Origin of the sequence: Myxococcus qinghaiensis (assembly GCF_024198215.1) — a bacterium.
Taxonomy (GTDB): domain Bacteria; phylum Myxococcota; class Myxococcia; order Myxococcales; family Myxococcaceae; genus Myxococcus; species Myxococcus qinghaiensis.
In genome coordinates this window covers 126,918-146,497 of sequence record NZ_JAKCFA010000020.1, presented here as the reverse complement: position 1 = coordinate 146,497, position 19,580 = coordinate 126,918, and the positions used below count along the sequence as shown (strand labels likewise).

Genomic DNA, 19,580 nt, shown 5'->3' with positions numbered 1-19,580 from the left:
GGCGGGCGGGCCCCACCGGCCGACACCGAAAGGAATCCGTCATGACCAAGTATGCCCTCAAGCCGGTGACGTGCGCCGTCTGCGACAGCGTGAGCGAGCAGCGCACCCTCCAGTGCGTCACCACCTTCGAGCGCCCCGACCTGGATGGGCGCCCCTCCGAGATGGCGCGCTCGACCATGGACGTCTGGGTTCAGACGTGTCCCGCCTGTGGCTACTGCGCGATGACCCTCACCCAGGCGGCCCCCAGTGCCCGCAACGTGGTCCAATCCGAGGCCTACCGCACGCGCCTCCACCATCCAGGGGCCCCGGCCCTGCTCAACCAGTTCATGTGCCTGGCGCTCCTCCAAGACGCGGAGGGGCTCGTGCGGGACTCCGCCCAGGTCCGAACACATGCCGCCTGGGTGGCGGATGATGCGGGCCTGGAAGACCTCGCCCGACGCTGTCGCTCCGAAGCAGCCGACCTGCTCCTGAACGCGCCCCCGCTCAAGCACTGGGAGCGTCGAGAGGAGCCCGACTGGCAAGGCTGGCGTGGCGTCCAGTTGGTGGACCTGCTGCGCCGTGCGGGGCGTGGCGAAGAGGCGCTGCGGGAGGTGGAGCGCATCCGGCAGGTGGGCGCGTCTTCCCTCATGAAGCAGCTGCTGACCTACGAGAGCGCCGCCATCGCTCGGGGCGACACGGGCCGACACACCGTCAATGAAGGACTGGGACTTCCCCTTCCGCCGGAGCGCCGGCCCGCCAATGACCCGCTCCTCCAGTACCTGCTCGACAACTACTGGCGGCTCGTGACGGACACAGAGTCGAAGGCCGCGCGGATGGAGACCTTCAACACGGAGGAAGGGCCGCGCTGGGCCACGGACAATCCAGAGGTCCTCGCGCTGCTCGCCGAGGGGAAGGCGGGACTGGGCCGCGCCCTGGAGCGCAGGCTCCTCGCGGAGCATCCGGACACAGTCATCATCAACCGCTGCCCGAAGTGTGGCGCCCCCGCCCGGACGTCCAAGGCCCGCCAGTGCCGCGCGTGCCCCCACACGTGGCGCGAGTCACCTCGCTGACCCCGCCCATTCAAACCCGGGATCCCCGCGCGCGCGTCCGTGTGCGCGCCGGGGCCGCCCGGCGAAGGTAGCGGTCGAGCAGGCACACCACCTCCCGGGCGAAGTCGGGCCGCGCCAGCAGCTCCGGCCGCGCCGTGGCCGCCTCGTGAATCACCGCGTGCAGCGTCACCCGGACGAAGAAGGCCGCGAGCGGCAGGTCTGGCACGTTGCGCGCGAAGGGCTCCAGCACCTCCGCCCAGAAGCGCTCCACCTGCGCATCGGGCACGCCCGAGGGCGCGCGGGCCGAGCGCGGCAGCTCCTCGGAGAAGATGCGGTGCAGCTCCGGCGCCACGCGGTGCTCGGCGATGGCGCCCTCCACCACGAGGTCGAGCACGCGAGGGAGCGTCTTCTGCGCTCGCAGCCCGGCGAGGGCTCCCTGCATCCCGCCCCGTGACTTCGCGACGTGGCGACGCTGAAGCTCCACCACGATGGCTTCCTTGTTGGGGAAGTACTGGTAGAGCGAGGCGATGTTCACCCCGGCCCGCTCCGCCACGCGGTTGGTGGTGAAGCCCTCCCAGCCGTCACGGACCAGAATGTAAGTCGCGGCTTGCAGAATGGCGTCGACCGTCGCGACGGAGCGTTCCTGCTTCGGCTGCTTGCGGGGAGAGGTCCTGGGCTTTCGCGCGGCCATCACGGTGTCCTGAATGCAAGTTGTGAAGACAAGCTCCAACTTACATTCTGGGCGCATGACAGACCAGAGCCACACCGAGCCCCGCTGGAGCCACTTTTGCGAGGTCAACGAGCATCGCCGCGCCGTGCGCGACTTCGACGGCGCGCCCCTTCCGGACGAAGACGTGCGCGCGGTGTTGGCGGCCGCGCTGCTGGCCCCCTCCAGCGGCAACCTCCAGCCCTATGAACTGCACTGGCTGAAGGACACGGGCCTCAAGCAGCGCGTGGCGGAGGCCTGCCATGCCCAGCGCGCGGCCCGCTCCGCGTCGACGCTCATCGTCGTCGTCGCCAGCCGACGCATCGGCCTCAGGACGGCGGCGCGCCAGTTGGAGCACGTCGAGCACGCCTCGGACCTGGATGCCCGCTCCAGGACCTACCACCTGGGGCAGGTCCGCAAGTTCACCCGCTTCCTCCAGTGGGCCCCGCTGCTGCTCTGGACGCCCATGCGCGCCCTGCTGTCACTGCTGAACCCCGTGCACTCGCTCCTGCCCATCGGCACGTCGGGCATGCGCAACTGGGCGGCGCGCAGCGGCATCTACGCGGCCCAGACACTGCTGCTGGCGGCGTCCGCGCGTGGCCTGGACTCCTGCCCCATGGAGGGCTTCGACGCGCCCCGAGTGGCCAAGGCACTGGGGCTGCCGCGCGGCACGGTGATTCCGATTGTCATCGCCCTGGGCCATCGCAGTCCGGACGCACGGCTGGAGCCGCGCTGGCGCAGGGCACTCGCGGACGCGGTCATCGAGCACTGAGCAGGCGGGGCACCGGGCCTCGCCCCCGCGTCGCGCCTAGCTTCAAGAGGAGACGCTGGAGGTGCGTCATGCCCAATCCCCACACCCTGTTGAGCAGCCCGGAGCTGATTGCCCGGCACATCATCGAATACGGCGCCACGGTGGACGAACAGCCGCTGGAGGCGACGGCCCTGCCGCGAGGCGGCCCCCTGCCCGCCGAGGTGGCACTGGGGCTGACGTGGCCCACGGGCCTGGAGCCCCGGCCCCATCCGCGACTGCCCACCCCGCCCCAGCCCGGCGCCGCGCTCCCGCAGGCCGACTACCTGGTCGTCACCTGGACGGTCGCCGAGGTCGAAGCCCTGGCGGACACCCTCACTCCGGGCGTCCGGCGCACCGCCTGGTACCCGTACGACAGGAACTTCCAGAGCCACTACCAGCCGCTCATCCGCAAGTCGGCGCCCGCCCAGCGCGTGCAGCGCCTGGGAAGCTGGTTCCTCACCGACATCGGCGGCCGGAGCGTGCTGTGCTTCAAGTCGGAGCTGCACCTCAACCAGGACGGCGTGCGCACCGGCGCCGGCACCGCGACGCTGCCGGTGAAAGACTTGTTCCACCAGCTCCTGCGGGAGGTGAAGCCTCGCATGGTCATCACCGTGGGCACCGCGGGGGCGACCTTCGCGGACCACGAGCTGGGTGACGTCATCGTCACTCGCGCCGCCCGCTTCCGCCTGTCCCAGGAGTTCCGCAACGAGCCCTTCAACGACAAGACCTACCGCTGTGAGTTTGACGTCCCCACCCGCTACTTCGACGACGCGGAGCGGCTGATGGCCCAGCACGCGCCGCAGCTCGGCGAGCCGGACTTCGGGCCCCCCACCAAGCGCTACGCCTTCAACGGCCCCCTGCTCCCGGGCCCGCGCAACAGCCCCGACATCAAGCTCGACGCCAGGGACATGCCCGCCTTCCACCCCATCCTCACCACCGACTTCTTCGAGTTCGGCACCTCGCGCAACGGCCTGGAAGCCGTCGGCGCGGGCGTGGAGATGGGAGACGCGGTGCTCGGACTGGTGGCGGAGGAGCTGGGTAACACCGCACCCCTGTGGCTCGTCATCCGCAACGCCTCCGACCCTCAAATCAACGGAGACCTGCCGGCGGAGCCCAGCCGGCTCGACATGCAGGCGCACTGGGCCGTCTGGTACTACGAGGCCTACGGGTACTGGACCAGCGTCAACAGCGCGCTCACCACCTGGGCGGTCATCGCCGGACAGCCAGCCCCAGGGGTACGACACTGAAGGTGCTCCAACTCCCGAGAAGACCTGGCGCGTAGGGCGGTAAGCTCCTCGCCCTATCCGCCAGGAGGAATCGAATGAAGGTCGGGACGTGGCTGGCCGCGCTGGGAGTCGTCTTCGCCGGCCTGGGCTGTGGTGGCTCCGATGGAGCAAACGGCGCGCAGGGCAGCCAGGGACTGCAGGGGCCGCAAGGCGCCGCTGGACCGCAAGGCGTCGCGGGCCCGCAGGGACCCGTGGGCCCACAAGGCCCCGTGGGACCCAACTGGCAGGTGGGGACGGGCCTGGAGCTGAAGGACAACGTGCTGAGCCTCCCGTACGGGAGCGGTGCCAACGCGCCGGTGCCGAGCAGCGACCCGCGCCTCAGCGATGCGCGCCAGCCCCTGCCGGGCAGCACCAACTACATCCAGAATGGCGTGCTCGCGCAGGAGGCCTCGTTCTCGCTTGCGGGGACGGGCACCACGCGAGGGCGGATGACGACGCGGTCCGACGTGCTCGTCGACGCGACGACGGCCATCGCCACGCCCACGGCCCTGCTGAAGCTCCAGAACACGGCCTCTGACGGAGTGAACTGGACGGCCTTCCCCCTGCTCACCGTGGACTCGGCGGGCGGATTGCTGGCGCGAGGCGAGTCGGGCCAGGGCGCGCTCCCGATGACGGGCACGGGAACACGCCTCATGTGGGCCCCCCACAAGGGAGCCTTCCGCGCGGGCCATGCCGAGACGCAGTGGGACGAGAGCGGAATCGGGATGTTCTCCTGGGCGGGCGGCAACCTCTCCACCGCCAGCGGGCGGACGTCGTTCGCCATGGGTGAGAACTGCGTGGCGAGCGGCGCCTCCGCGGTGTGCATCGGCAACGGCAGCATCGCCAGCGGCCCCGGCGGCGTGGCGTTGGGAATCACGAACTCCGCGACGGGCACCTCGGCCACCGCCCTGGGCTTGTCGAGCATCGCCACCGGCACGGGCTCCTTCGCGCTGGGATATCGCGTCACGGCGAACTCCGACTACGGCATGGCGCTGGGTCAGCGGGTGTCGACGGACGGCCGCTCCGGCTCGTTCATCTGGGGGGACCAGTCGACGACCGACCTCGCCACCAGCACCGCCAACAACCAGTTCATGGTGCGCGCCGCGGGCGGCATCCGCCTGCGCTCCAGCGCCAACCTCGCCACGGGTTGCGACCTGGGCGCGGGCTCGGGCGCGTTCACCTGCACGTCGGACCGCAACCAGAAGGAGGGCTTCCGGAACGTCGACGGCGAGCGGCTGCTGACCCAGGTCTCCGAGCTGCCCATCTCGACCTGGCGCTACAAGCAAGAGCAGGACGGCGTGTTGCACATGGGCCCCATGGCGCAGGACTTCCGGGCGGCCTTCGGCCTGGGCTCGGGCGACACGAGCATCGGCATGCTCGACATCGACGGAGTGAATCTGGCCGCCATCAAGGCACTGGAGGTCCGCACGCGGGAGCTGCGCGAGAAGACCGCCGAGGTCGACACGCTCAAGGCCGAGCTGGCTGAGCTCAAGCGCGGCCTGTCCCGCCTGGAGGCCGTCGTCAACGCGAACGCCGCGCGGCCGTAGTCCCGGGTCCAAACAGCAGGGCCTCCCGCGTTCCCACGGGAGGCCCTTGTCGACACCGGGTCGCTGTCGTTACGCCGTGCCTACTCGGTCTCGGCGGCCTCGGGCTTCGCGGGAGGCTCCGGCGCATCGGCCACGTCCTCCAACCGGTCCGCCGGAGGCAGCGGAGGCCGGGCCCGCAGGACTTCGGGCATGCGGGCCGGGTCATCCACGGGGCCGGGCACCGTCTCCAGCGGCGCCAGCTTCAGGGACGCCGCGCGCACTGTCGGCAGCGACTTCGTCACCGTGAGGGTGTCGCGCACCGTGCCCGTGGAGGTGATGAGCCGCGCCGTCAGCGTGCCGCCATCCACCACCACGTCCATGAAGCCATACACCTGGTTGTCGCGCAGCGCCGTCCAGGAGGGCTGGCTGCCCGCGAAGGGCCGCAGCGTCGCGCCACCGCTGCCCACCACGACATAGGGAATGCCGCGCGTGCCCGACGGCGCCACGGCGTCACCCTTCATCGGCTTGCTGCGCTCGTAGTTGTGGTCATGCCCGGTGAGCACCAGGTCCACGCCGTACTTCTCGAAGAGCGGGCCGTACGTGCGGCGCATGGTGAGCTGCGAGCCGTGCTCCCCGCTGGACCAGGGCGGGTGGTGGAAGAAGACGACCTTCCACGGCAGCGCGCTGGCCGCCAGGTCCTGCTCCGCCCACGTCTTCTGCGCCGCCGCCGAGCACCTGTCCGCCGACGCCATGCCGATGGCGCAGTTGGAGTCGAGCGCCGTGAAGTGCACGTTGCCCCAGTCGAACGAGTAGTAGCGCTCGCTCTTCGCCGGGTTGTTGGCGGGCAGGTAGAAGTTGTCCAGGTACGGCTGCCCCTGGTTCGTCACGTACTCGTGATTGCCCAGCGAGGGGAACACCGGCACCTCACGCAGGAGCGTCCCCATGGGCTTGAACATGCGGTCCTGGAACTCCTGCTCGGTGCCATCGGAGTAGGCGTTGTCCCCCAGCGCGACGAGGAACTCCCCGCGCCACTCGGGCTTGTTCATCATCGCCATCACCTTCGACTGCGCGGAGCCACCCGTGCCGAAGTCGCCCATCGTGGTGAAGCGCACCCGCTGCGTCCCCGGCGCGGACGCCGTGCGGAACGTGCGCAGGCCCGTGACGGAGCCACACGCCTCCACGCTGTAGCCATACGCGCGGCCCGGCTGCAGGCCGGTCAGCACCACCGCGTGACGCCAGCCCGCGACGGTGGCCACCGCGGTGCGCGCCAGGAGCGAGCCCTCGCCGAAGCGGACGAAGGGCGTGCAGGACGCGCCGGAGCGGAACGCGACGATGGCGCTCGTGGGCCCCACGCTCTGGAGGTACGGCAGGCGCGGCAACACCGGCCCCAAGTCCGCCGTGGGCGCGGGCGGCGCGGTCTGCTCACCACACGCGCGGGCCTCGGCGATGGAGGCCCAGTCATTCACCGTGTTGCCATTCACGGTGATGCGCACGTAGCGGGCCTTGCACGCGCTGAACGCATACGTCTGGGCCGCGTTGCTCAACGCGCTGTCGGCCGCGTACGCCTGGGTGAAGGTGGTGCCGTTCTCGGACGTGGAGAGGACGAAGTGGTTCTGTCGCTCGTTGCCCCGGTGCCACGCCACGGTGGTGCCCACCAGCGTCTGCGAGGAGCCCAGGTCCAGCGTGAGGAACGCGCCCACGCCCGGGCCGCTCCAGCGCGTGTTCAGGTTGTCGTCCTGCGAGTTGGCCGCGACGCTGCCATCCCCATCGTCACCGCTGGCCACCACCGAGGCGGTGGTGAGCATGCGGCAGTCAGGGGCCGTCAGCGCGGCCTCGGAGTCCGGCAGCTCCGTGGTGGGGATTTCGGGGGGAACAACGTGCGGGTCGGCGGGTGTGGGCGACTGCTCTTCGCAGCCAGCAACGGCAGCGAGCAGCACGCCCATGAAGCATGTGGTGAGAATCCTTCGGTCGCTCATGATGGGAGCCCAAACGGAACCCATCCGGGGACATTCCAGTAGTGGACACTCGCCCTTCCCTCCAGGCAGCAGGGCAGCCGAGCACAAGCCACGTCTGGCAGGGCGTGGGCAGACGAAGGGCCTCCGCGCGTCCCAGGTGCGAGGGAGCGGGGAGGCCCTTGGAAGCCAGCTCGGCTTCAGACGACGCGCGGCCTACTTCGCCGCGTCGAGCGCCTGAGCCAGGTCATCGATGAGGTCTCTCGAGTCCTCGATGCCGACGGACAGGCGGATGAAGCCATCGGCGATGCCGAGCTTCTCGCGCGTCTCCTTGGGCACGGAGGCGTGGGTCATGATGGCCGGGTGCTCGATGAGGGACTCGACGCCGCCGAGCGACTCCGCGCAGGCGAAGACCTTCACCGTCTTGAGGAAGGTGCGCGCCGCCTCCAGGCCGCCGTGGATGTCGAACGTCACCATGCCGCCGAAGCCCGTCATCTGCTGACGCGCGAGCGCGTGCTGCGGATGCGTCTCCAGGCCCGGGTACGTCACCTTCTTCACCTTGGGGTGCGTGGCGAGGAACTGGGACACCTTCATCGCGTTCTCGGCGTGGCGGTCCATGCGGACATGCAGCGTCTTCACGCCGCGCAGCACGAGGAAGCTGTCGAAGGCGCCGGACACACCGCCCACCGCGTTCTGGAGGAAGTACATCCGCTCGGCCACTTCATCGCGGCTGGTGCAGACGAAGCCGCCCACCACGTCGCTGTGTCCGTTGAGGTACTTGGTGGTGGAGTGCGCCACCACGTCGAAGCCGAGGTCCAGCGGCTTCTGGAAGTACGGCGTCATGAAGGTGTTGTCGGCGACGGCCAGGATGTTGTGCTTCTTGGCGACCTCGGCGATGCGCGCCAGGTCGATGAGCTTGAGCATCGGGTTGGTGGGGGTCTCCACCCACACCATCTTCGTCTTGGGCGTAATCGCCGCCTCGAAGGCCCCCGGGGCGGACAGGTCGACGAAGGAGAAGTTCAGGCCGCAGCGCTTGTAGACCTTGTCGAAGAGGCGGAAGGTGCCTCCGTAGACGTCGTCGGAGACGATGACGTGGTCACCGTGATCCAACATGTGCATCAGCATGTCCGTGCCCGCGAGGCCGGAGGCGAAGGCGGCGCCGTACTTCGCGCCTTCCAGAGCGGCCAGACAGTCCTGGAGCGCCTTGCGGGTGGGGTTCTGCGTCCGGCTGTACTCGTAGCCCTTGTGCTCCCCGGGCCCGTCCTGGACGTAGGTGGAGGTCAGGTAGACGGGGGTCATGATGGCGCCCGTCGTGGGGTCCGGCTCCTGACCGGCATGGATGGCGAGAGTGTCGAAGCGCATGGGCGGGGGAGTAACACAGCCCCCTGGGCCGCGCACCAGCCTCTGCCCTACTCGAACGTCCCGTGCCGTCCGGCCCCCTTCGCGAAGCGCGTGGCCCCGGCGATGGACTCCGACTCCAGCACCTTCACGCCCCCCACGAACTCCTGACGCAGCGCTTCCTCCAGGCCCAGCCCACCCTGGGCGTAGGCCGAGGCGCGGTCCGCGCTCATGCAAGCCTGCGGAAACGCGGCCACTTCCCGGGCGAGCGCCTCGGCCGCCTCGCGAGCCTGCCCCCGAGGCACCACGCGGTTGACCAGTCCCATGGCCAGCGCCTCCTGGGCCGACACGGGGCGTCCGGTGAGGATGAGGTCCATGGCCCGGGACAGGCCGATGAGCCGGGGCAGCCGCACCGTGCCGCCGTCGATGAGCGGCACGCCCCAGCGCCGGCAGAAGACGCCCAGCACCGCGTCCTCCTCCGCCACGCGCAGGTCACACCACAGCGCCAGCTCCAGCCCACCCGCCACGGCGTGGCCCGAAATGGCCGCGATGACGGGCTTGCCCAGCACCATGCGCGACGGGCCCATGGGGCCATCTCCGTCGACTTGAAGCCGAGGCATCCGGCCCTCGGAGACGGCCTTGAGGTCCGCGCCCGCGCAGAAGGTGCCGCCGTCGCCGTGGAGGACTCCCACGCGCGCGTCGGTATCGGCGTCGAAGGCACGGAAGGCGTCCGCCAGGAGCAGCGCGGTGGTGCCGTCCACCGCGTTGCGCACCTCGGGCCGCTGAAGGACGATGGTGGTGATGGGGCCGCTCTTCTCGACGCGCACGCTCATGGCATAGAACTTTAGTCACTATACCAGGGCCTTCTCCTAAGCTAGCGAACGAAGTCACGACGACCACTGACGCAATTCACGACAACCATTCCCATAAATGCCCACAGACTTCAAAAACTTGGCACTCGTGAAGTTCCTCGCAAAAGACGAGAACTATAGCAGCAGGCTTTTTCTTCTCAGGAGCGAAATCGACAAGTGGCTTCAATCCACGTCGGCACTATTCCCCCACTACCCAGATCACACCAGGGCACATAGCGACCAAATCATTCTTCAACTCTCAAAACTCCTCTTCAAGAACAACAAACCCACACTTAAAAAGCTATCAAAAGCAGAGGCCTACACGCTCATATGCGCAGCCCTACTTCACGACTCAGGCATGACGGTCACAAACGCCCAGATCGAGTCGATACTAATTTCACCCGACTGGAATGACTTCATCCAATCAGGTGGAAAGGGCGCTGAGCAATGGGAGAAACTCCAACACCTCAAAAACAACACCCTCGACTCCACACTTAAAGACTACCAATACGGCCTACAGCTAAGGCTCATTCTCGCTGATTTCATTCGCCGACAGCATCACCGTCGAGTTCCTCTCGTTCTCGAACTAAATCCCTCAATAAGGACACTGGTCGATTTCAACGACCGCCGCTATTTCGAGATTATCTCTCTCGTTGCTATTGGGCATGGCCTTGAGCGACGCGAACTGTCTGACTCACGACGATTCCGAGAAGTCGCTGATCTGGGAGGCGAGGAGGTAAACGTTCAATTCATGGCTCGTCTTCTTCGCATCGGCGATCTTCTCGACATGCGGTCATCACGAGCCGACCCTACTGCTTGTATCATTGCTCACCCTCTTCCTCCGGACTCAATTCCGCACTGGGAGCAATACAAGGCAATCAAGCACGAGCGGATAACTCCCGAAAAAATCGAGTACGACTGCGAATGTCACGACCAAAACACACACGCAATCCTTCACGACTGGTTCCAGTGGCTCCAAGACGAGGTGCGCGAAACAGGCATCGCCATGAGACATACCGAGAGGCACAATGAATGGACTCCGCCTCTCTGCACCCTCGACAAAACTGCATCATCTCCAACCATCACCATTAACCCCGCCCCAACGGCCCAATACACCTTCCATCGATGGAAACTAGATATCGATCATGAGAAAATTCTAGATCGGCTCATCTACGACATCTACGAAGAACCAGAATCATTCATCAGGGAACTCATACAAAATGCACTTGATACCACCCGATGCAGAGCCTATGACGACTACCAAATTCGGCACCCAAACACCCCCACACCGCACCAGATCACAGACTTCCCGGCCGACCTGAGAAACGAATACCCGCTCAAGATCACACTTACAGCGACGCAGGCCCTTCCAAACACCCAGTCACTAACAATTGAAGACATGGGAACAGGGATGGACAGCGAAACAATCCGTCGATTCCTACTTCAAATCGGGAAATCCTACTACACAAGCGAGGACTTCCGAAAACGGTACAAATTCACAGCAACAAGCCGTTTCGGGGTCGGCTTTTTAAGTGTTTTCGCAGTCAGCAATCATGTCACCGTAGAAACAGCCAAGCTGCCACTGCCCGACAACGAGAAGTATGGACTACGCCTAGTCTTAAAAGGAGCAAAAAGCTATCTGCTTACCGAAAAATGTGCGCCTTTTGAATCTCGGCCAGCACATCGGCGCCACGGAACACGAATTACCGTCGTCCTCAATCAACCACTCGATCGAGGCAGGTTAATAGAACTCGTCCAATCTTGGTGCCGTCGATGTGAATTCCCCATTGAGATAACCGAACACGAGGAGCACAAAACAATACACGCGCAAGAAATCAAGGACCGAACAATAATCCAACGCAGCACCGTGGACCCTAACGCCCACTTCGAACTACGCGCCTTTCCAATCAACGAACCGCATATGCGCGGCGAAGCCTACCGAATAGCATACATAAACCATCAGGGAGAAAGCTGGCTCAACGACTGGAGTTCCGAACTTGATCTTACTGGGCGACCTTTTGAGGCCGTCCCAAAACCACCTGAAGGCTATGAAGCCCTACATGGAATAGCAACATCAACTCACAACGCGGATAGCACATCGTGGCACTTGGCGATCGATGACCGTAGACCAACGACAATCCCAACCCTCTCTAGAAGCGCCATTCACGGCCACACCCTCCATCATCAAGACTCATCCGACGACGACATTGAAAACATCTTCCAACGAACAGTCACTGCCGCCGTCGCCAATCATCTCAAGAATGAGCCGCGAGCAAGAATGAACGACGCCTGGATGTATGCCGGGCGAGTACTTTCAGATCCAGATGTCGCCCGGAATCTTGCCTGGGAGTGGCCATCCACTGTACGCATTCACAGAGGTACTAGAGCCTCTTTGACTTCAGCCAAAGAGGCTATTGCTCTCCCCAATCTCGCCGTCTTGTTTCAACAGTCATACCCCTCCGAACGCCGAAAAGATTCTCGCAGACCAAAATTCGCAGAACAAACACCAGTGCTTTTCTTCGACGAGGCCCCCGAATTCCTGTGTAACTGGGTCACTCATCAGATCAGGACCGCAGTTCTTGCCTCAATCCAGCTTGTCGCAGTGCCCTATCCTCGAAGTTCCCATCCTCAACTCTGGCTTAAAATCAGCAGCACAACCCCAGATGTCACCATACTATCCCCGCAGACCTATCTCTCCAACTTCGGAACAAGGGCACCTGCGCTTGCAATAATTCGCACCCCTGGGGAGGACATCCTATTCGCCAACTCGGCGGCTCCCTTGGGACAATGGCTAGGCCGAATCCATGAAGTCTCTCAGACACATGGCTCACCAATAACCACCGACCTATTGACTGCAGCAATCAATGTCCTTCGGGACGAACCTTCCAACATGGTTCTTAGTTATCTTAAAAAATGGAGAAGCAATCCAAGTATTCCGGAAAACCTACATCCCCCTCACGCTGAGGAATATGAGTTCCATCGACTCTACGAGAGATTTCATTAATTCATACACAGCCGTCCATCTATTGGCCAACTGGGCATAAGGGGATGGGTGCGGAAGGAATTTCCCTCGGCCCTACGTTGGCACGGTGGCCACGACGATGAGCGCCCATTCAAAGAGACTCGGCTCTCCTCGTGGCCTCGTCACGCGGAAGTCCGCCCCCAACAATGAATGCGCCGACATAGTGCCCTAGCTGTCAGAGACCGGCGTAATGGACCGCAAGCGCGTCGGCCAAACGGAGCGCGAGTCTTGATCGCATAGGATTGGCCTCTTGCGACCGGATTGCCCAACGTCTGCGCGTGGAGAGAGGGGCAAGGGCGCAGAACCGTTCAGGTTTCGGCGCAGCCGACCCTTGACGCTCCCGAGCACGCGGGCTTCGGTCCTGATCGAAAGTGCGATCCGACGAGGTGACCCGCGAGCGCTCCGATGGGTAGGCCCATCACACTTGGCACACAACGACGTCGGACGGAACACCTGACTTGCCGCCGCGAGCCATAGTAGGCACGCGCGAATTTTCAAGGTGTTCGGCTTGGCGTGGATGCAGGGCGCCCTCCCCCGTCCAATTGAAGTACTTCACCGTGTTAGTGGCGTAGACCTGCGAGCGGTCGATGCCTGCGGCGTCCAGCGCCTCGTCCAGCAGCCGTTCGGAAAGACCCACGAAGGGCCAGCCTTCGCGGGTCCTTCCTGGTCTCCCGGCTACTCTCCGCCAGCATGATTCAAGGCCCAAAGTTGGGCCTTCCCATCGGCTTCCCGATACCTATCTAGGTGCCCGTCTTCCACAGCGGACACGCCTGACAACCGGAAACAGCTGCTTCCGAGCTTGTCGTCCGTCCGCGAGTCGGGGATGAGTGGGGCCGAGATGGCTGACCCACGAGACAATCACGGCAAGGACGCCCCCAAGACGACCGAGGCGGTCATGTTCGCCAACCGGCTGCGCAAGGGTGCGAAGCACTTTCGCAAGTGGGCCCAGGCCCGCGGGCTGACGGCCTTCCGCGTCTATGACAGGGACATCCCCGAGTACCCTTTCGCGGTGGACGTCTACGGCGACTGCGTCCACGTCACCGAGTACCCCCACCGCCGCGCGCTCAAGACGGGCACGGCGGAGACGCAACGCACGGAGGTGCTCGCCGCGGTGACGGAGGTGCTGGAGGTCCCCGCCGAGCGCGTCTTCGTGAAGACGCACACGCCCCAGCCGTGGGGCCGCGCGCAATATGGCCGCGTGGGTCAAGGCAGCGGACGGCTCGTCGTCGAGGAGCGAGGCCTGAAGTTCTGGGTCAATCTGGGCGACTACCTGGACACGGGCCTCTTCATGGACCACCGCGACACCCGTCAGCGCGTGCGCGAGGAGGCCCAGGGAAAGCGCTTCCTCAACCTCTTCGCGTACACGGGCGCGTTCACCGTGTACGCCGCCGCCGGTGGCGCCGCGAGCACGGTGACGGTGGACCTGTCCAACTCCTACCTGGACTGGGCCGAGGACAACCTGGACCTGAATGGACTGGCGGACTCGCGCCATGAGCTGGTCCGCGCGGACGCGAAGGCGTGGGTGGAGGCCCAGGCCCGAGGCCCCGAGCGCTATGACCTCATCGTCTGCGACCCGCCCTCCTTCTCCACTTCGAAGAAGATGACGGGCTCGTTCAACGTGCAGAGAGACCACCCGCGCCTGCTGGACGCACTCCGGACACTGTTGTCACCCGGAGGCGTCCTCTACTTCTCCAACAACTTCCTCGGCTTCCAGCTCGACGCCAAGGCGACACGCGGCTGGAAGTCCGTGGAGGAGCTCACACCGGCCTCCATCCCCGAGGACTTCCAGCGCAAGGACATCCACCGCTGCTGGCGGATGGTGGCGCCCTGAGAGCTTCGGGGCGCCACCGGGCGTGACGGACTACAACCAGCAGACGTTGTCCTGGCAGCGCTCGCCGGCGGGGCACTCGCAGTTGGCCACGCACGACTTGCCGCTGCCCTGGTTCACCGGCTTGCACGCGCCGTCCTTGCAGACCTGTCCGGCGGGGCACTCGCAGTTGGCGCGGCACACCGTGGGGGTGCCCGCGTCCTGCGGAGTGGGAGGCGGAGGCGCGCGGCAGTAGCCGCTGGAGCACACCTGACCGGAGGGGCAGTCGCAGTTGGCATCGCAGGTGGTGCCCGAGCCCGCATCCGGCGGAGGAGGCGGCGGCGCGGGAGGACGGCAGTAGCCGCCGTTGCAGACCTGACCGGAGGGGCAGTCGCAGTTGGCCATGCACGTCTGACCCGGTTCCGGCTCCGTGGAGCGGCACTGGCCGTTGGCGCAGACCTGGCCGGAGGGGCACTCGCAGTTGGCGCGGCACTCACCGCCGTGGGGAATGGGCAGGCAGTAGCCGATCTGGCAGGACTGGTCCGCGGGGCACTGCGTGGTGGACTCGCACTGCGCACGGCACTGGCCGTCCACGCAGTCCTTCCCGCCCGAGCAGTCGCCCGCCGTGCGGCAGGCATTCGGGTCCGGCGGACGCGGGCGGCAGACGCCGAAGACGCACGACTCGGTGTTGGAGCACTGCCCGTCCGTCGCGCAGCCACGGTGACACTGGTTGTTGATGCAGTAGTTGCCCGTGCCGCAGTGCGCGTTCACCTGGCACACGGGCCCGGGGCCCGCGTCCGTCGGAGGAGGTCCACCGTCGGGCGAGCCGGCATCCCACGGGCCCGCATCCGGGCGGGGGCCCGCGTCGGGCTTCGGGCCGGAATCGGGAGTGCCCGCGTCACGCGGAGGAGGCTGGGAGGAGCCGGGGGAGCAGAAGCCGTCCTCGCACTTGCCACCGGAGGCGCACTCGCTGCTGCGGGCGCAGGGCTGGTTGCAGACGGAGTTGATGCAGACCTGCGTCCCGGGGCAGTCGAGCGAGCCGGAACACCGGTCCGGGTTCGGCCCCATGTCTCGACAGTAGCCAGAGCGGCAGTACTGGTCGGAGTCGCAGTCGGCGTTGGTGGCGCAGTAGCAGAGGTCCTCGTCGTCCAGCCAACTGTCATCGTTCTCGCGGATGATGCAGCCTGAGAAAGCGAACAACAGCAGGAGCGGCGCCAGCAGGCCGCGTGCGGGGTGGTTCATGAGCGGGGACTCCGTGCTACGGGGAACCGGTCCGGCCACCGGGTGGGTTGTCCGGTTTCACCCGCGTTCGTCTCCGCGCAGCAGACGGCTGATCAAAAATCTTTTTTGATCGGCGCACGTCGCTGCGGCGACCCAGGGGCACGGAGGTAGTGTGCTGGCCTGGACCTTTCACATGGACGGTGGGGCGCTCCTACAGGGGGGGACCTCATGGCGCGTCCCGGAGGGAGAGCGTCCGGTGATCTTCCGCGAAGCCCAGGCATTGGCGCCGGCCGCCTCGCCCGAGGAGCGCCCGGGACAGGGCCCTTCCTCACCTCCCACGTCCTCTGACGAGCCCCAGCTCCACCTGCTGGTGCGCCGGCTCCAGGAAGGCGACGTCACGGCCTTCGAGCGTCTCTATGAACTGACCCGGGTGGACGCCGCGCGCACCTTGCGGCACCTGGTGGGCAATCGCGTGGACGTGGAGGACCTGCTCCAGGAGGTGTACCTGCGGCTGCTGACGGCGGTGAAGGGCTTCCGGGGCGAGTCGCGCTTCAAGACGTTCTTCTACCGGGTGTGCTCGAACGTGGCGCTGTCGCACCTGCGCTGGAAGCGGCGCAGGCCGGAGGACTCCGTCGCGGAGCCGCCCGAGTGCGAGTCCCCCGACGAGGACCCCGAGCGTGCCGCGTCCAGGCGGCAGGCGGCCCGGCTGGTGGAGGCGGCGCTGGAGAAGCTCAAGCCGAAGAAGCGAATCGTCTTCGTGTACTACGAGCTGTGCGGAATGAGCCCGGACGAAATCGCCGAGGCCGTGGGAAGCTCTCCCAACACCGTCCGCAGCCGCCTGCACCACGCGCGATTGGAGTTCAACGAGGCCATGCAGCGACTGCTCGCCACCCGCCGCCCCGGAGGCCCTCATGGCGCACCCTGAGGAACGGGCGCTGTGGGCCCTGGTGGCGGACGAGCTGAGCGCCGAGGAGACGGCGAGCACGCGCGCGCACCTGTCGAGCTGCGCCACGTGCAGCGCGGAATTGGAGCGGGTGCGGACCAGCCGCGCCATGCTGCACGAGGTCCGGAGCGTGGAGCCCCAGGTGAACTGGGACGCGGTGGGCGCGAAGCTGCGCGCCGAGGCCGCCGCGCGCCTGGAGGCGAAGTCCTCGCGGATGCGGTGGCCGTGGAGCACTGCGAATGCGCGAGGCTCGGACGAGTCACGCCGGCCCGGGAGCGAGCTGCACGCGCGGCAGGAAGGGAAGTCCCCGTCGGCCTGGCCGAACGTGAGCACGGCGACCGCGAGACGCACACAGCGGTGGCCCTGGGCACTCGCGCTCGCGGGCACCTGCGCCGTGGTGCTCGCGCTCTGGGTGTCCCGGGCGACGGTGGCACCTACGAGCACTCCGCCACCTGAAGCCGTCCGCGCGGAGCAGACGGCTCCGACGCCCGAGGCGGCGGTGGCGGTGGGCCCGCCTGCAACGACCGCCGAGCAGGAGTCGACGCGAGCGGAGAGCACGACGGGCGCGGTGATTCGGGAGCGCGGTGGCGCGGAGCAGGCGCTGCGGGCCGGAATGCGGTTGCGCTCGGGGACGGCGGTGAAGACTCCGTCGCGAGCCTCCGCGATGTTGCGGTTGCCGGACGCGAGCCGCGTGCGGTTGTCGGCGGACTCGGAGGTGGAGCTGTCTCGCGCGGAGGCGAGCGACGTGCACCTCACGGTGCGCCAGGGCCGGTTGTCGGTGCAGGCCTCCCACGCCGAGCGGCGTGGCTTCCGCGTGGACGTCGCGGGCCTGCGCGTGTCGGTGGTGGGCACGGTGTTCACCGTGGCGCGCACGCTCCTGGGCGCCTCGGTGGCGGTCTCCGAGGGCCGCGTCCGGGTAGAGCAGGAAGGCCATCCCGCGCGGATGGTGGGCGCGGGCGAGCGCGTGGAGTTGTTCGAGGAGCAGGACGCGTTGTACCAGGCGCCCCTGTCCGTGCCGGACCGTGAGGCGCTCGAGGCCATGGACCTGCCCACCGAGTCTTCCACGCAGGAGGTGGGCCCGACGGTGCCCACGGGCGCGAGCACGCCCGAAGCTGCGCCCACGGTGGTGCCAGCCGTGGCCCATGTGCCCCAGACGCCGAGCACCGTGAAGCCCGCGCTCGCGAAGGAGCCTCTCAAGAACGTCGAGCGCAAGTCGAACGTGGTGACCGCTTCCCTGAAGCCGCGACAGGAGAAGGCCCAGACGCCGCCAGCGACGGCGGAGAAGACTCCCGTCGAGCCCACTTCACCGCCGCCTGGCCTCGTCGCCATGGCCACACCCCCGGCGGCCAGCACGGCACGCACTCCCGCGGACCCCAGCCAGGAGTTCGCGCCCTACCCCGCGCCCTCGGTGACGGAGAAGCTGCCCGCGACGCCTCTTCCGGCGCCCGTGGTGACGGCCCCATCTCCCGCGCCACAGCAGCCCGTGCAGGTGGCGGAACTTCCCGAGCCCAAGAAGAAGAAGGGCGGGCTCAGCCCCATGTCGCTCTTGTCGAAGGACGCGGATGAGCGGTTCCTCGGCTACGCGCGAATCCAGGAGGGGCCGCGGACGTGTGAGAGCTTCCTCGCGGGCCTGGAGGAGATCGCGGCCAAGAGCCCGCGCAAGGACCACCGCGAGCAGGCGCGCTACCTGCGCGCACGCTGCTTCGAGGCACGGCTCCAGGGACAGGACGCGAAGACGGAGTATCGCCAGTACCTGAACGACTTCCCGCGCGGTCGCTACGTGCGCGAGGCCGGCGCCGCGCTGCTGCCCTGAGTGCGCTTCGCAGCACCACCGAGGCCAGCGCCGACGCGTCAGCCCTCGGTGCCCGTGCGCTGCTGCTTCACCCGCTTCATCGGCTCCTGCGCACGGCCACGCTCCACCAGCACGCGCAGCACGGACTCCAGCGCGCGGATGCGAGTGCCCGCGCGACCGGGCGCCCACGGGGGCACCTCCGGGCCGTTCAGCAGCTCCATCGCGTGCTCCACGCCCCCGGCTTTGCCTTCCAGCGCACGCGCCGTGGCCAGCCGCACATTCCTAGCGGGCCTGCGCTTCACCCCGCCACTCCAGAGCAAATCCAGCGCGAACGTCGTCCACACCGCCAGCTCGTCATCGGGCCGCAGGAACCGCTCGAACCGCTCCAGCGCCTGCGCCCGAGGCTCCCCCGCGCGCAGCACCTCTTCCGGCAACTCCACATGCAGCGTCGTGCTGCGAGCCAGCGGCTGCTCGGGCGCGATGATGGCCTCGAAGCGCTCGCCCGTGGACGGACGACACGCCACCATGTGCACCAGCTCCGCGGGGATGTCCGCGCCCGTCGGGTGCGCATTCGCCTCGCCATAGAAGACGACGAGCTTCTCGAAGTCCTCCGCCACCGAGCGCAGCTCCCGCGGCGGCCTCCACGGACCAAAGTGGATGCGGCGCCGGTTCGGCGACGTCCGCGTCGACTGTCGCCCCAGCTGCGTGTCCACCATGTACTCGAACGCCTTCAACATCGTGTCGAAGCGCTCCGGCTCGCCCTCCAGCAGCCCGAGAATCTCCACCACCGCCTCGATGGTGGAGACGCAGTGGTCCGCGGGCTCCGCGCGGATGCGGTAGTTGCTCGGGCGGCGAGGCACGAAGCCGATGCGCGGCAGCCCTGCCAGCAGCGGGTTCCGGGCAACCACCTTCTTCGCCTGCGGCCACGTGCCATCCACCACGATGAGCGTCTTCGGCGGACGCGCGCGCGCCTGCTCCACCGAGATGGCGTCTTCCCCAGGAAACAGGACGGCGACGGAGTCAGGGTCCGCGGCCAGCTCCTCCAGCCGGGTGTGGCCGGTGAAGTCGACGCCGTGGTGAAGCTCCGAGTTGGCCAGCGCCAGGTGCGCCATGCGCGCGGTGCCAATGGCCACGCGGCGCTCACGCGGATGCTGGAGGAAGACGACGCGGGTGCGAGTGTCCAGCCGAGGGGGCAGTTGCGAGCAGTAGCAGGTGCTCTCGGGGCGATGGCAGCGAAGACAAAGGGAACGCACAGCCCGGCTTTACGGCACGGCCCGGGGCCGGGCAAGCACTGCCGGTGGGAGGGCACGCCACCAGCCAGGGAGCCAGGCGCTCCAGG

Annotated in this window: 15 protein-coding genes; 8 read left to right on the top strand and 7 right to left on the bottom strand. The window is 67.1% G+C overall.

From position 1 onward, the window contains the following. Positions 1-41 precede the first annotated feature (41 nt). Positions 42-1,049, top strand: coding sequence for a hypothetical protein (locus LZ199_RS32590; protein ID WP_253997644.1), 1,008 nt, complete (start codon positions 42-44; stop codon positions 1,047-1,049). Positions 1,050-1,059: 10 nt separating this feature from the next. Here LZ199_RS32590 and LZ199_RS32585 read toward each other — a convergent pair whose 3' ends face one another. Next, positions 1,060-1,719 carry a TetR/AcrR family transcriptional regulator gene (locus LZ199_RS32585; RefSeq protein WP_253997643.1) on the bottom strand — a complete coding sequence of 220 codons (660 nt, stop codon included), beginning with the start codon at positions 1,717-1,719 and terminating at the stop codon, positions 1,060-1,062. A 55-nt stretch (positions 1,720-1,774) separates the two neighbouring features. Here LZ199_RS32585 and LZ199_RS32580 point away from each other — a divergent pair, with 55 nt between their 5' ends. The 3 genes from LZ199_RS32580 to LZ199_RS46510 all read left to right on the top strand — a co-directional run bounded on the left by LZ199_RS32580 (position 1,775) and on the right by LZ199_RS46510 (position 5,336). Beyond that, on the top strand, positions 1,775-2,506 hold the full coding sequence (locus LZ199_RS32580) for a nitroreductase family protein (RefSeq protein ID WP_253997642.1): 732 nt from the start codon (positions 1,775-1,777) through the stop codon (positions 2,504-2,506). A 68-nt stretch (positions 2,507-2,574) separates the two neighbouring features. Next, on the top strand, positions 2,575-3,771 hold the full coding sequence (locus tag LZ199_RS32575) for a hypothetical protein (RefSeq protein WP_253997641.1): 1,197 nt from the start codon (positions 2,575-2,577) through the stop codon (positions 3,769-3,771). Between the two features lie 74 nt (positions 3,772-3,845). Next, the gene (locus tag LZ199_RS46510; RefSeq protein ID WP_267145167.1) at positions 3,846-5,336 is read left to right on the top strand and encodes a tail fiber domain-containing protein; all 1,491 of its coding nucleotides are present in this window, start codon (positions 3,846-3,848) and stop codon (positions 5,334-5,336) included. A gap of 80 nt (positions 5,337-5,416) precedes the next feature. Here the strand turns inward: LZ199_RS46510 and LZ199_RS32560 are convergent, their stop codons facing one another. The 3 genes from LZ199_RS32560 to LZ199_RS32550 all read right to left on the bottom strand — a co-directional run bounded on the left by LZ199_RS32560 (position 5,417) and on the right by LZ199_RS32550 (position 9,438). Next, positions 5,417-7,291, bottom strand: a complete 1,875-nt coding sequence (locus LZ199_RS32560) for a metallophosphoesterase (protein ID WP_253997640.1) — start codon at positions 7,289-7,291, stop codon at positions 5,417-5,419. A gap of 192 nt (positions 7,292-7,483) precedes the next feature. Beyond that, a complete protein-coding gene (locus LZ199_RS32555) occupies positions 7,484-8,629 on the bottom strand; it encodes a cystathionine gamma-synthase (RefSeq protein ID WP_253997639.1) in 1,146 nt (381 codons plus the stop codon). 47 nt (positions 8,630-8,676) lie between these two features. Beyond that, positions 8,677-9,438, bottom strand: a complete 762-nt coding sequence (locus tag LZ199_RS32550) for a crotonase/enoyl-CoA hydratase family protein (protein ID WP_253997638.1) — start codon at positions 9,436-9,438, stop codon at positions 8,677-8,679. A gap of 97 nt (positions 9,439-9,535) precedes the next feature. On the opposite strand from LZ199_RS32550, the gene LZ199_RS32545 reads away from it, so the two are divergent. Next, positions 9,536-12,460, top strand: coding sequence for an HD domain-containing protein (locus tag LZ199_RS32545; protein WP_253997637.1), 2,925 nt, complete (start codon positions 9,536-9,538; stop codon positions 12,458-12,460). Between the two features lie 436 nt (positions 12,461-12,896). Here LZ199_RS32545 and LZ199_RS46795 read toward each other — a convergent pair whose 3' ends face one another. Then, positions 12,897-13,115, bottom strand: coding sequence for a hypothetical protein (locus LZ199_RS46795; protein WP_323390020.1), 219 nt, complete (start codon positions 13,113-13,115; stop codon positions 12,897-12,899). 201 nt (positions 13,116-13,316) lie between these two features. Between LZ199_RS46795 and LZ199_RS32540 the strand changes: the two genes are divergently transcribed. Beyond that, positions 13,317-14,309, top strand: coding sequence for a class I SAM-dependent methyltransferase (locus tag LZ199_RS32540; protein ID WP_253997636.1), 993 nt, complete (start codon positions 13,317-13,319; stop codon positions 14,307-14,309). Positions 14,310-14,339: 30 nt separating this feature from the next. Here the strand turns inward: LZ199_RS32540 and LZ199_RS32535 are convergent, their stop codons facing one another. After that, complete coding sequence (locus LZ199_RS32535) at positions 14,340-15,527, bottom strand: DUF7107 domain-containing protein (protein WP_253997635.1); 1,188 nt, start codon at positions 15,525-15,527, stop codon at positions 14,340-14,342. 235 nt (positions 15,528-15,762) lie between these two features. Here LZ199_RS32535 and LZ199_RS32530 point away from each other — a divergent pair, with 235 nt between their 5' ends. Next, positions 15,763-16,431, top strand: a complete 669-nt coding sequence (locus LZ199_RS32530; RefSeq protein ID WP_253997634.1) for an RNA polymerase sigma factor — start codon at positions 15,763-15,765, stop codon at positions 16,429-16,431. Further along, on the top strand, positions 16,418-18,262 hold the full coding sequence (locus tag LZ199_RS32525) for a FecR domain-containing protein (protein WP_253997633.1): 1,845 nt from the start codon (positions 16,418-16,420) through the stop codon (positions 18,260-18,262). The genes LZ199_RS32530 and LZ199_RS32525 overlap by 14 nt, the downstream gene beginning before the upstream one ends. Positions 18,263-18,300: 38 nt before the next feature. Here the strand turns inward: LZ199_RS32525 and LZ199_RS32520 are convergent, their stop codons facing one another. Continuing rightward, complete coding sequence (locus tag LZ199_RS32520; protein WP_253997632.1) at positions 18,301-19,494, bottom strand: DTW domain-containing protein; 1,194 nt, start codon at positions 19,492-19,494, stop codon at positions 18,301-18,303. Positions 19,495-19,580: the final 86 nt, after the last annotated feature.